This is a genomic window from Glaciecola sp. 2405UD65-10, assembly GCF_048820975.1.
Taxonomy (GTDB): domain Bacteria; phylum Pseudomonadota; class Gammaproteobacteria; order Enterobacterales; family Alteromonadaceae; genus Glaciecola.
The window spans coordinates 239,023-251,617 of record NZ_JBMEUF010000003.1 but is presented as its reverse complement, the minus strand read 5'-3'; the positions used below and the strand labels follow the sequence as shown (position 1 = coordinate 251,617).

11 protein-coding genes are annotated in these 12,595 nt (G+C 40.2%); 5 read left to right on the top strand and 6 right to left on the bottom strand.

From position 1 onward, the window contains the following. Positions 1–7: 7 nt before the first annotated feature. Genes ACOI22_RS16300 through ACOI22_RS16285 form a run of 4 tightly spaced genes read right to left on the bottom strand, consistent with a single transcriptional unit; the run spans position 8 to position 4,533 of the window. Entirely contained in the window at positions 8–976 is a 969-nt protein-coding gene (locus ACOI22_RS16300) for a DUF4340 domain-containing protein (protein ID WP_420673199.1), read from the bottom strand. A gap of 49 nt (positions 977–1,025) precedes the next feature. Next, positions 1,026–2,849, bottom strand: a complete 1,824-nt coding sequence (locus ACOI22_RS16295; RefSeq protein ID WP_420673198.1) for a Gldg family protein — start codon at positions 2,847–2,849, stop codon at positions 1,026–1,028. Between the two features lie 2 nt (positions 2,850–2,851). Then, positions 2,852–3,592: an ABC transporter permease subunit gene (locus ACOI22_RS16290; protein ID WP_420673197.1), complete on the bottom strand. Its 741-nt coding sequence runs from the start codon at positions 3,590–3,592 to the stop codon at positions 2,852–2,854. Beyond that, positions 3,592–4,533 carry an ABC transporter ATP-binding protein gene (locus tag ACOI22_RS16285; RefSeq protein ID WP_420673196.1) on the bottom strand — a complete coding sequence of 314 codons (942 nt, stop codon included), beginning with the start codon at positions 4,531–4,533 and terminating at the stop codon, positions 3,592–3,594. Before ACOI22_RS16285 ends, ACOI22_RS16290 begins: the two co-directional genes overlap by 1 nt. Before the next feature lie 212 nt (positions 4,534–4,745). Between ACOI22_RS16285 and tsaA the strand changes: the two genes are divergently transcribed. From tsaA to ACOI22_RS16265, 4 genes are all read left to right on the top strand, one after another. Next, positions 4,746–5,432: a tRNA (N6-threonylcarbamoyladenosine(37)-N6)-methyltransferase TrmO gene (gene tsaA, locus ACOI22_RS16280; protein ID WP_420673195.1), complete on the top strand. Its 687-nt coding sequence runs from the start codon at positions 4,746–4,748 to the stop codon at positions 5,430–5,432. A gap of 85 nt (positions 5,433–5,517) precedes the next feature. Next, entirely contained in the window at positions 5,518–7,224 is a 1,707-nt protein-coding gene (locus ACOI22_RS16275; RefSeq protein WP_420673194.1) for a proline--tRNA ligase, read from the top strand. 23 nt (positions 7,225–7,247) lie between these two features. Beyond that, positions 7,248–8,081, top strand: coding sequence for an MBL fold metallo-hydrolase (locus ACOI22_RS16270; RefSeq protein WP_420673193.1), 834 nt, complete (start codon positions 7,248–7,250; stop codon positions 8,079–8,081). 38 nt (positions 8,082–8,119) lie between these two features. Then, positions 8,120–9,085: a phospholipase A gene (locus ACOI22_RS16265; protein WP_420673191.1), complete on the top strand. Its 966-nt coding sequence runs from the start codon at positions 8,120–8,122 to the stop codon at positions 9,083–9,085. A gap of 157 nt (positions 9,086–9,242) precedes the next feature. Here ACOI22_RS16265 and ACOI22_RS16260 read toward each other — a convergent pair whose 3' ends face one another. Together ACOI22_RS16260 and ACOI22_RS16255 are read right to left on the bottom strand one after the other, a co-directional pair. Continuing rightward, positions 9,243–10,271, bottom strand: a complete 1,029-nt coding sequence (locus ACOI22_RS16260; protein WP_420673190.1) for an energy transducer TonB — start codon at positions 10,269–10,271, stop codon at positions 9,243–9,245. Between the two features lie 238 nt (positions 10,272–10,509). Then, positions 10,510–10,854: a hypothetical protein gene (locus ACOI22_RS16255; protein WP_420673189.1), complete on the bottom strand. Its 345-nt coding sequence runs from the start codon at positions 10,852–10,854 to the stop codon at positions 10,510–10,512. Positions 10,855–11,564: 710 nt separating this feature from the next. Between ACOI22_RS16255 and ACOI22_RS16250 the strand changes: the two genes are divergently transcribed. Next, positions 11,565–12,464 (top strand): hypothetical protein, encoded by a 900-nt coding sequence (locus ACOI22_RS16250; RefSeq protein WP_420673188.1) that lies wholly within the window; start codon positions 11,565–11,567, stop codon positions 12,462–12,464. The last annotated feature ends 131 nt before the right edge of the window (positions 12,465–12,595 follow it).

Below are 12,595 nucleotides of genomic sequence, written 5' to 3'. Positions count from 1 at the left end.
TGCGTCGCTATTGTTCTGTTTCACTTAGTTCTTCAGGTACATCAGTGCTTTGTACAAATACTTCTATTTGATAATCAGGGATAGTAAACATCCAATGTTGTAAATGAGCATATTCCTCGTCACTTTCAACGTGAAGGTAAGTCTCAGCTTCAGAATTAGCTAAACTTACCTTTATTATTTCGCCATTGCGCAACATAATACTTAGTGTTGTTATGTTTTGTAGAAGTGCCCACTTTTGCGCATCAAACACGCTAATATCAGTAAAGTGCATAGCGTTAACAGCTTCAATATAAGATACGTCTTGTTTTACACTTTGGTTTGCGCTTAGTTCAGGCGCAACTGCCCTTTCATTAACAGCGATGTTTTCAATACTTGCAACCTTACGTATGTCAATATTTAAAAGATCTGGTGCTAACCAAGTTGTGTGGTGGCTGGGCATTGGCAATAGTGTATCTATTAAAAACATTTGGTTTTGCCCCGCAAATCTTACGTATTGGCCTTGCTGAACTGATGAAGCATTACCCACTAACAAATCCACTGTGTTACCGTTTTTCGTTAATACACTCACGGCAAAGGTATTTGGATTATTTGCTGATGCCGCTTCTAGCCCTAAGATATTATGATGCTTAGCTTTATTGCTTTTATATTCTACAATATTTGCTTGTGCTAACTTGCGCAACAAAGCAATCAGGTCAACGTCATTTAAGGGGTAAGTTTGGCTTGCATCAAGATGCTTGGTAAACCATTTACCGTCTTGTTCTGTCGCATCTAGTATTGTTTGATCTTGATTTATAATGCGCACTGAAATAGGTTCAAATTGTTTACCGCGCGTAAACCCTTCATCCAAGGAAGCTAATAGCGGCTGCTTGATAAATGCGTTGCTTCGTTTGCTCTGTTTAAAATCACTGAACATTAAAGCGCCAGCAGTGCCTAATACCAGCAATAAGATAATCATTAGTGTAAACTGACGTTGCATGCTGCTTTCCTTATATTAATCAATTTTGCCTTAGGTATATTTACAATATTTAAGATTTTGCTGTTTTTCTAAACGCTCTTGAAATCAAAAATAAGATGAATACCAGAACAAATGGAGCAACAACAATATTAACAATTTTAAGCGTATTCCCTAAGGCGTTAATGTCTTTATCAAGCTGAAATTGCACGTTTCGTAATGCTTTTCGAATCGTAATTTTTTGCTCAGTAAAAGCATCTATAGCTTGTTTCTGTTCAGGGCTTAAATTAATCCCATTGCTTTGCGATTGTAATTCTATTAATTGTTGTTCAGTTTGCTCTAATTCGCTCTGCAAACGTTGCTCTTGAGTGCGAAATTTGTCTTCGGCAACACTGCGAATGGCTTCTACACGGGTAAAGGGACGTAAAAATGTGCCGCGGCTTCTTACGCCTATTAAGCCTTCACTGCCGCCTAAGTTTTCAAGCACGTTAATCACTAAATCACCATTGTTAGCAAAGGGAGAAAACATCGCTTGCCCGAAGAAACTACTTTGTTGAACCCAAAAACGGTCAGCGGTGATATCTGCATCGGCCACAACCACTAGGTTAAGCTTGCTTGTTTGCTCTGTAAAATCAGGCATTAAAGCAGCCTGCTCTTGACTTATTATACTTTGCGCTCGGCCCGTTATACGAGCGGCCAAAGTATGTTGTGTTTGCGCATTTTTAAATGCTACGCCCAGTTCTTCTGGATTGTTTATATTTGCGTAGGCACTTGCTTCCATTAAGGACGTATTCTTAGTTGATTGTAACAATGGATTGAATCTAATAGGGCTTCCGGGCACTACTTTTATCGAACCAAATGACGCGCCATTGATACTATCTAAATCAGCAGTAGTTATATCTGATTGATTGATATTTTCGCGGCCTAAACCTAAGAATCCCAAATGCCTAATCACATTGCCTTGCGCCCCTCTAACTTCCAGTCCGGCCATGCTATCAAGCACCACTTCATTGGTGTTTACAGCAACACCATAGTGTTCAAGTAAATCTAAACTCGAACTATTTGCTCCCACGGCTCCTCGTTGTGCCATCAATTCAGATTCATAATGCGGGTCAACAAACACGATTGCCTTACCACCTTTCATCATAAATTGATCAATACTATTGATTAAGCTTGGGCTTATATTTTGTGGATGCAATATGACTAACAACTCAGTATCACTTGGCAATTCTTCATTTGACCCACTTAACAAGCTCACATCAAAAAACTGCTCCATTTGTTGGTACATAACCGTTGGTGGGGAGTTTTGCATGGTCATAGGATTAGGGCCGCCAGCTACCTGCAAATCGGTGACTAGCGCCAAGTGTATGGGTTCTGGTTCACTTAATTGGTATATCAGCTTGCTAATGTCATATTCTAAAAATGACTCTTTTTGCGGGTCAAAAAAACCAATAATCATCCCATCATCAAGTGAGTTGGTGCCCGCTAAGCCAAAGTACACGGCATCATTTGCCCCCCCTGCTCCACCGGCGGCTGTTAAACCAAATGATGCGGCTCTATCTTCAGCCTCTGAAAAAGGAACGGGGTCAATTACTTCTAAATTGATTTTACCATTACTTAAGGCTTGGTATTTGCGCAAAATGGTTTCGACTCTATTGGCGTAATCACGTATCGCCGTAAGGCCTTTGGAATTAGTATCAGAAAAGAAAAAGTAAAGGTTAATCGGCTCTTCTATGTCTTCAACAATAGATACGCTTCCCGGTGACAATGAATAAATTTTATCGTCAGTTAAATCAAGGCTAAAGCCACGTAAAAACAATTGGCTAATTAAAACTGCAGTAAAGAAAACTGCCGCTAACAATAAATAAAACAGAACTTGTGAAAACGTTTTTTTCATTTTTAGTCCGCCTTTTTCTGTTCAATAACTACATATCCTGCGTACAGCCAAACGGTAATACTCAATATATAAAACACAACATCATTTAAGGCTATTACACCTTTTGCCATATTTTGAAAATGACTCAAAAAGCTAAAAGCGGCAACGGTATCGACTACCATGTTAGGTGCCCACAACTTAAACAAATCAATCACAAGCGGTGAACCGGCCAGTACTAAAAAGAAGCACACCACTACTGCAAGAATAAAGGCCACCACCTGATTTCGCGTAGTAGCCGACATACACACACCTACCGCTAAATACGCTCCCGACATGAGCCAGCTTCCAAGGTAAGCCGCAAGCACAATGCCGTTGTCAGGCTCGCCTAAATAATTCAATATTATCCAAAGAGGAAAGGTTAAGGTTAGGCACAAGGCCAAAATAGCCCACGCGGCAAAAAATTTACCCAACATGATTTGCATGGTAGTAAAAGGCAGTGTCATGAGCAGTTCTATACTGCCACTTTTGCGCTCTTCTGACCACGAGCGCATAGCAATAGCGGGTACTAAGAACAAGTATAGCCAAGGATGAAAATTGAAAAAACTGAGTAAGTCGGCTTGTCCCTGTTCATAGAAGCCGCCAAACATAAAGGTAAATACGCTTGATAAAACTAAGAATATTGCAATAAAAATGTAAGCAACCGGTGTGGCAAAAAAGCTCGCAAATTCCCGCTTAAAGATAATCACGCTTGGACTTGAAAACATTATTCAACCTCCTTTTTCTGTTCGCTTTTTGTAATACTTCTAAATACTTCGTCTAAGCGGCCTTTTTCGGGAAATATCATATCTACCGGCATTTGAGTGCGCTGTATGTGGGCAGAAACATTTTCAATAATTGACACACCTGGCTCAGGAAAAATAGTTACGCGGCTTGAAGCTTTGTCATGCTTTAAATCAGCTACGCCCTCTACTTCTAGTAAGCCCGATATGTCAGCTAAGTAGCTTAATTTGATCGTTACCGCATTATGATAGGCTGACTGTTGCTGTAAAGTTTGAGGGGTATCATCAAAGCGTTTCTCACCATTTGCTATAATAATTACTCGGTTACACACCGCCGTCACTTCTTCAAGAATGTGCGTAGAAATAATCACTATTTTATCTTTGGCTAAATTTGCAATTAATTGGCGTACCTGGTGCTTCTGATTTGGATCTAAGCCGTCAGTAGGTTCATCTAAAATCAAAATTTTAGGATCGTGGATAATTGCTTGTGCCAAACCCACTCTGCGAGTAAAACCTTTGGATAAGGTTTCAACCTTCTTATTAAGAACGCTTTTTAGCTCAACCTGTTCACAGACTTTATTAATAGCTTGTTTACGGATTTTTTTTGGAATTTTGCGCGCTTGCGCTATGAAGTCTAAAAACTGATACACGGTCATATCGGCATAGGCCGGCGCGCCTTCGGGTAAATATCCAATCATTTGTTTTATTTTAATGCCTTGCCCCGGCTCATTATAATCAAGGCCGTTTATAGTCATCACACCTGATGAAGCGGGGAGAAAACCCGTTAGCATTTTCATAGTGGTTGATTTGCCCGCACCGTTTGGCCCTAAAAAAGCCAGTACATCGCCTTGGGCGAGTTCGAATGACAAATTATTCACCACGGTATTGCCGCCAAACTGCTTGCAAAGATTGCTTACCGAAATCATAACTTTCCTTATTCTGCTGCACACATTCTTTTTGTTTTATATTTTTAGCGATGCTTGCCTTGAAGCTTAAGATTTTGCGCTTTTATTTACTCAATTATTTTAGCGTAATTTAAGGGTGATTTTGCTTTATTCAAGTCAATTATTTGTATTATAAACCATTACTCTTTACCTTATGTGTCATTATACAAATTAGTTGTTTAGGAACCACTGCTGTGTACAGCCTATCTCCCATTGCCCATATTCATTCACCTTTTAAGCAAAAATTTGCCATCCCAAGGCAAAGCCAAGCATTAAGCTTGGCAAAAGGTGAAATAGAATTTGTGAAAGAAATTAATCCCGAACACGCATTAGATGGTATTGAACAATTTTCACATCTTTGGCTTTTGTTTATGTTTCACGAAAATTTAGAACAAGGATTTAGTGAAAAGGTTCGGCCTCCGCGCCTTGGCGGGAATAAAAAAATGGGCGTATTTGCCACGCGCAGCACTTTTCGTCCAAATGGTATAGGCATGTCACTAGTAGAAAACCTAGGGTTTAATCAACAACGCCTAAGAGTGGGGGGAATAGATTTACTAGACGCAACGCCTATTATAGACATTAAGCCTTACTTACCTTATGCCGATTCGCAGCCAAACGCCCTAGCAGGTTATGCAGAACAAGCACCTTCAAGTCTACTCAGCGTGAAGTATGACAATTCAACACTTAAGGCCTTAGCAAAATGTGAAGCGCAGTTTAGTGACTTTAGCGCCCTGCTTGAAAATATTCTTAGCCAAGACCCTCGCCCAGCGTATAAAAAAGCAAAAGCGGATACCAAAACTTACCATTTGTCGCTTTACTCAAGCGACGTTCATTGGCAAGTTCATAACAATACCGTGACGGTATTGAGCATAGATATTTAAATAAACCATATTTCGCTTTAGTATGTTTTCCCAGACTGCTAAAATCGCGCAACAATACACTTTTAAACACTAAATAATAAAGAATATGCGCACATCACAGTATTTACTTGCCACACAAAAAGAAGTTCCTAGCGACGCAGAAGTAATTAGCCACCAGCTTATGATAAGAGCCGGTATGGTAAGAAAGGTAGCCGCTGGCTTGTACAATTGGTTACCTACAGGTTTACGTGTATTAAATAAAGTGGCGCATATTGTGCGCGATGAAATGAACAAAGCGGGTTCTATTGAAATTAACATGCCAGTAGTTCAACCGGCAGATTTATGGGAAGAGTCAGGCCGCTGGGAAGAATATGGCCCAGAACTGCTGCGTATTAAAGACCGCCAACAGCGAGATTTCGTATTAGGCCCTACTCATGAAGAAGTTATTACTGCGCTTGTACGCAACGAAGTAAGCAGTTATAAACAGTTACCGCTCAATTTATTTCAAATTCAGACCAAGTTTCGAGACGAAATTCGCCCTCGCTTCGGCATTATGCGTGGCCGTGAGTTTGTGATGAAAGATGCATACTCTTTTCACTTAAGTGATGAATGCTTAGATTCAACTTATCAAACAATGCATCAAGCATATTGCAATATATTTGAGCGTATTGGCCTTGAATACCGCTCAGTAATTGCTGATTCAGGTTCAATTGGCGGTGCTGTATCACATGAATTTCATGTGCTAGCTGAATCAGGCGAAGATGATATAGCGTTTAGCAACGCCAGTACTTACGCTGCTAATGTAGAATTGGCACAAGCCGTTTGCACCGCCAATGCTGCACCCGCCACTCAAACCTTAGAAAAAGTAGACACCGGCGAAGCTAAAACAATTGATTCGGTGGCCGAAGTATTAAAAATAGACGCCAAGAATTCAGTTAAAACCCTTATGGTGAAAGGCAGCGAAGCATCAGGGTCGCCAATTGTGGCACTTGTTCTTCGCGGTGATCATCAACTAAACGAAATAAAAGCCATTAAACATGACTTGGTTGCCAGCCCTTTGCTTATGGCTGATGAAAAAGACGTTATAGCACTTGTAGGATGCGGATTTGGCACCTTAGGCCCAGTTAATTTAAACCTGCCTATTATTGTAGATAACAGCGCAGCGGCTTGCAGCGATTTTGTATGTGGCGCTAACGAAGCCAATACGCATTTTGTAGGCGTAAATTGGGAGCGTGATGTACCTAAATTTACCACGGCCGACCTACGCGACGTTGTAGCTGGAGACCCATCACCCGACGGTGAAGGTGAGTTGGAAATTCGCAAAGGCATTGAAGTTGGTCATATATTTCAACTGGGTGATAAATATTCTAAAGCCATGAACTGCGGCGTGCTAACCGAAACAGGCAAGCATGAAGTGTTACAAATGGGTTGCTATGGAATTGGGGTAACCAGAATTGTTGCCGCTGCGATTGAGCAAAACCATGATAAATACGGCATTATTTGGCCTGAAGCAATTGCGCCATTCAAAGTGGTTATTATTCCAATGAATATGCATAAGTCACATCGAGTGCAAGAGGTGGCTGAAAACTTATACAAAAACTTAAGTGATGCAAACGTTGAAGTGCTGTTTGATGATAGAAAAGAGCGCCCAGGCGTAATGTTTGCTGATATGGAACTTATTGGTGTGCCACATAGCATTGTAATTGGTGAACGTAACCTTGATAACCAGCAAGTTGAATATAAAAATCGACGCACGGGTGAAAAGTCTATGTTAGCCATTGATGAAGTTTCCGCGTTTTTAAGCGCACTTTAATAGCTAACTATCAGGAGATTGCAGTGCAGGTAACGTTTTACGGTGTACGGGGTTCTATTCCCACACCAGGCGAAGATTTTGTCCGCTATGGCGGCAACACCGCCTGCACTTATATCAAACTTGATGATGGCACGCACATTGTGCTTGATTCAGGTACCGGCATTCGCCTATTAGGTAAACGCTTGTTGAGCGACGCCTCCCCCATTCATATATTGCTGTCGCACAATCATTGGGATCATATACAAGGCTTTCCTTTTTTTGCGCCTATTTATCAAAAAGATAGGCCCATTTATGTTACTCCGGGTGAAACCGATGAACTTCGCCCTGAGGCTTTTTTAGAGCAAATGTCAGGCAGTTTTTTCCCGGTTCCGCGAGAAGCAATCCAAGCGAAGCTGAGCTTACATCAACCTAGCCAAAACAGCTGGTCTATTTCTACGGCCAAAATTACGCGCTTAAAAATGAACCACCCTGGTGGTGGAAGCTGTTATTGCATTGAAGATAGCGGCGTTAAAATTGCGTACGTAACTGATAATGAACTCTATCCTCCCTATGCGAAAAATACCGACTTTCTAGACTTTGTTACCTTTGTAAAACACGCTGATTTACTTATTCATGATGCGCAATATGTAATTGAAGATATGCCCGCTAAATCTGGCTGGGGGCACTCGGTTGCAGAGGAAGCAATAAAGCTAGCTTTAGCTGCAAACGTTAAGACTCTCGCCCTTTATAGCCATGATCCAGAGCGCAACGACGCCATGGTAGATGAACTTGTAGAGCACGCGAATGAAATTATTGCAATTGGCGGCGGAACAACAAGCTGTGTGGGCGCGAGGGAAAGTCAAACCTTCACATTTTAACTTTAATATACCCATTTTATTCTTTAATAAGGACCTTCATGTTTACATCTTCATATAGCCGCATTGTGCCTAAAATGGCGTTATTACTGTGTTGTAGCGCAGGCGCATTTTCGGCCCACGCACAAGACGCACAGCAAGAAGATGACGCTAAGCCAAAAGATGTAGAGGTGATTACCGTTAAGCCTGGTGAGCCAAATTCCAGCATATATGAAGAGCGCATACTCAGTGATAAAGAAGCTAACGAAAACCTTTTTTCAATGAGCCAACATTGGCCAAACTATATTCTACCAGTGAGCCATGTAAGCGATCCTAATTCCATAACCTTAGATGGTGAAGGCGAAGAAGTCATAGATAACTTAGAGGCCAAGTATCAAATAAGCGTAAAAACACCTTTGTGGACACACAATGATGATTTTTCGGGCCTGTATTTTGGTTTTACCGCTATGTCGTTGTGGCAGTTATATAATAGTGAAACATCTAAACCTTTTAGGGAAACTAATTATGAGCCTGAGTTATTCTATATGTTTGACACTGACATAAAGATTTTAGGCTACCAATTTAACTTGATGCAAATTGGTTTGAACCATCAGTCAAATGGGCAAAACGGACTGAAGTCTAGAAGCTGGAACCGTATTACCGTTTCTGCATTATTCAGTGATGAAGATACGGCTTATTTTGTTCGTACTTGGTATAGAATACCTGAAGATGATAAAGAATTTCCGCTTGACCCAAGAGGCGATGATAACCCTGATATAAATGACTATTACGGGCGAATAGAAATAGGTTTTAGTGCGCAATTTGGACGTTCGACCGTTACCACCCGCTTACGTAATAACTTACGCTTTGATGATAACCGTGGCGGTATCGAAATAAACTATACGTACCCCATTAACGCGCGTTATGATTTTTTAATTCAATACTTTAATGGTTACGGTGACTCGCTAATTGATTATAATCGCCACCAGAAAAGAATAAGCGCAGGCGTTCAATTAAAATTCCTTTAATATAAACGTTATTTTGATTTTAAACTTGCGAATCTTAAGTGTGTTCACAGTGCTGGTAATTATTTACTAGCACTATGTGGCAACGGCTTAAGCAAGCCCATAGAAGAGCTTCTTGTAGCCAATCATTTTTGTGAACCTGCTTTTGCTTTTTTGCTTATCAACTAGTCATTTCAATAATATCAAATGTTGATCCCGCATCCCCTTTAATTAACAAAATGCAATCAGAAGTTTGTGCTGGAAGCTCTATTTTCTTCTCCCAACCTTCAACATATTTTTGTTGATAGTCATTACATCTAAGTTCTACTGAATCAACTTTTCCCTGAGACACTTCAACTTTAAATGTAGAGAGTTCATAAGTTTGTGACCACGCGCCTAAGCTAGTGAGTTGACCTTTAGTCGCATTTTCTGATCTAGCCGCTTTGGCAGCTTTAAGTGAATCTACAAATTGCTGATACGTTTGTTGAGATAAATTAAGGCCACTAATACTCCCCATACGCGCAAGCGTTTCAGAGGCGCCATTGAAATTTCCGAAATAGAGCTGTGACTCAAAAAGATTCACCGTTGACTTAGCCAATATCGCTACAGGTAAGTATTCGTATAAATCTACTGTAATTTGAGATTGGCGCATATATTCTAAAAATTCTTCATTTTTATAATAATAGATAGACTTTAACCAAGCAGCCAAAGCATGCTCGTTTAAATTTTTAGTATGGTCTTCTACCAAATCGTCTATGGATGTTTTTATGCTAAGCATATTCACGTTAGGGCTAGCAAGAGCATCTATTGTCGCTTGATATTCTTTTGCAAAGGCAGGCGTAACGCTACCTTCGCTATGGCCAGCCTCTGAGTATGTGTGTTTAATAAACAAGATTTGAGCACTTGTTACGGGCTTATTATTAACGAGTGCAGGAGAGTATTGTAGGTTTCTTATATATTTAGTGGCTTTTTTGACATATCGGTCTTTGCCTGAATGATCAAAAACAACAATATCTTTCGTTGTTCCGTCTTTATCTACTATAAATGAAATTCTTGTCCAACCTTCCATGCCTCCGCGCGAGGTAAAGGCTTCTTCCGCTTTATTAGCTCTTTTTATTATTTTGGCGGCTTTAACTTCTATGTCATTACCAAATGATGAGCCACTTATTCCTAACAATAACACGCATACCAATGCAGAGAATATTTTCACAATTTATCCATAATTTTTAGCGTGTTAAGCGCAAAAAGCCTTAACATCGCATTTCCTGTTTAATTCTAGAATGCTTTATAGCATATATTTTTTAAACTATACAAGGTATTGAGGCGTGTCGAGGCGACAAGTGAGTTAACTTATAAACCCATACAACTTCCATCCCAGTTGGCATTTGGGGGAAACTCAACGCGAAACAACAACATGTTCGCACTTAAGGTCAAATCAGTCACATAGGCTAGTCAATTTCGTGACTTTGAATATCTAAACTATTGTTTTCTAAACGTTGTGAAATCACTACAGTAGCACCATCATCAGCTAGTCTTACAATTGGCATGAGGGCTTCGGTAAATAATCCCTCTTTAGCTAAAAGCGAAGGTGATGACCAAACGGAACTTTCACCTAACTGACGCTCACTGATAGAAATCCTATACTCGACAGCTAAGGTTTCTGGAATTTGTATCCCTTGATTACACGCAACGACGGCTTTTCCACATGGCGTCAGCGCAACTGATACCATAATAACAAAAATGATTTTTTTTGATTGTTGAAAAGTTCTAAATTTATCTCCCATGCATAACATGACGACTCGCTCCTATTAATTAATGGCTTGGTATATGAGATGGTATCCAAGTGCTTAAAAAGTATCTGTAAACTAGGATGTGAATGCCTGTTAAAAATATAAGGGAAAGATAATGATTGTATAAAAATCCATCTTTTTGATTTTTGACGGATGGGCGTATTACTACGTACTCTAATATCTAATCTTTTTATTTGGTCAAGCATGAATAGGCTCAATTTACTGCTGCAATAATAAAGAAAAACGCTAGTAAATGGTGGGGCTATTCGCGCTTCAATAATCCATTTCCGGCACCAACGCCCTGTCTGCGCATGAAATGCTAAACTAACACGCCATAAAACACTCCCATAATTAGATATTCAAAAAAAACAATCTAGTCAAAAAGACAGCTGTCACGGGAGATAGCAAATAGCTTTAATCCGTCTTATTCTCCTTACCCACTTTTTCCTTTTTCCCTGACCTAGGCTGCACATTTCACCTCTAATAACCCCGTATTTTACGCCTCAAAATTTATATATATTTTTATAAGATTTTTATAAGGAATGGCCTTTACGCTTGATTTCGTGCACCACGATATACAAAATCGTTGACATCGTTTGTGTTTGTATCACGTGCGCACAGCAATAAAGAAGTTGTTGCCGAAGAACATTAGTCGATCGCAAAATATAGATAACAATAATGTTAAAAACGGATTAGTAAAATAGGGATCAGCCATGAAAAAGAAAATATGTGTGTTGGCGTTAGCCAGTATGTTTGTCAGTGTGCCTGCACTTTCAGCGACGATTGAAAGCACCGGTTATGGAATGAAATATGAATTAGGAGTATTAACCAATACGATAATATCTGAAGAACTAGGCGATGCGACATCTGTTGATGTGACACAAGATATATATAGCTCACAATTTGTTGAGCGAACTGCAAATGTTAGTGGTGACCTATCAACAGGCGAAATGGGAGTATCAACAACACTAATACCGCTGGGTCAAACGTCAAGCGTAGCCACTAGTGCTCTTCTTAGAATGGCCGACACACTCACCTTTGACCTAACAGACCAAGCAGCAGGCGGTACAGTTGACATAGACGTTGGCGTAGCGTGGGACGGAATATTCCTCCCTTATATTGCCAACCGTCCCAGTGGTGCATCGTTAATCTTTGGTTTAACAAGCGAAGATGATGAACTGAGTTTAGCCACACGGGCTGATGTAGATGCATTCATACTAAGTGCTTTGAATCCAGGCTTTCAAGCAGGCGAACCTTTAAAGTATGGTGATGATGGCTATGTTATAAGAAATGGTACATTCTCAGGTGACTGGGCGGCATCGGGTCTACCCTTGAATTCATTTTCAGGCTTATTTTCTGTTGAGACCGGTAAAATTACTGAAATTGACTTTTTTATAGAAATGAAAGTCTTCGGTAACGCAGACTTCTTCACGCCTGGACTTGTTTTTGACTCTCCTGTTCCATTCACTTCCGCTTCAAGCGTATTTAATGGTAGTAACAACCTTACCCCCACTCCAACACCCGTTAACGCGCCATCTTTAAGCTATTTATTCTTCGCTACGCTGTTTGGCTATGTTGCTAGGCGCAGAAAAACTAAACGAGTATTAGTGTAATACATTTAGCGTAAGCGGCATTGGTTCATTTATCAATGTCGCATTATTCATGCGCGAGGAATGACGGTAGATTGTTGATAATTATCATTCAGTGTCTGCAGGAGTACACAAGGTGCTAGATGCAACGACCT

Excerpts from the sequence above, each read along its gene's own strand:
- ACOI22_RS16300 (WP_420673199.1), bottom strand. The coding sequence starts at position 976 with ATGCAACGTCAGTTTACACTAATGATTATCTTATTGCTGGTATTAGGC.
- ACOI22_RS16295 (WP_420673198.1), bottom strand. The coding sequence starts at position 2,849 with ATGAAAAAAACGTTTTCACAAGTTCTGTTTTATTTATTGTTAGCGGCA.
- ACOI22_RS16290 (WP_420673197.1), bottom strand. The coding sequence starts at position 3,592 with ATGTTTTCAAGTCCAAGCGTGATTATCTTTAAGCGGGAATTTGCGAGC.
- ACOI22_RS16285 (WP_420673196.1), bottom strand. The coding sequence starts at position 4,533 with ATGATTTCGGTAAGCAATCTTTGCAAGCAGTTTGGCGGCAATACCGTG.
- ACOI22_RS16275 (WP_420673194.1), top strand. The coding sequence starts at position 5,518 with ATGCGCACATCACAGTATTTACTTGCCACACAAAAAGAAGTTCCTAGC.
- ACOI22_RS16265 (WP_420673191.1), top strand. The coding sequence starts at position 8,120 with ATGTTTACATCTTCATATAGCCGCATTGTGCCTAAAATGGCGTTATTA.
- ACOI22_RS16255 (WP_420673189.1), bottom strand. The coding sequence starts at position 10,854 with ATGTTATGCATGGGAGATAAATTTAGAACTTTTCAACAATCAAAAAAA.
- ACOI22_RS16250 (WP_420673188.1), top strand. The coding sequence starts at position 11,565 with ATGAAAAAGAAAATATGTGTGTTGGCGTTAGCCAGTATGTTTGTCAGT.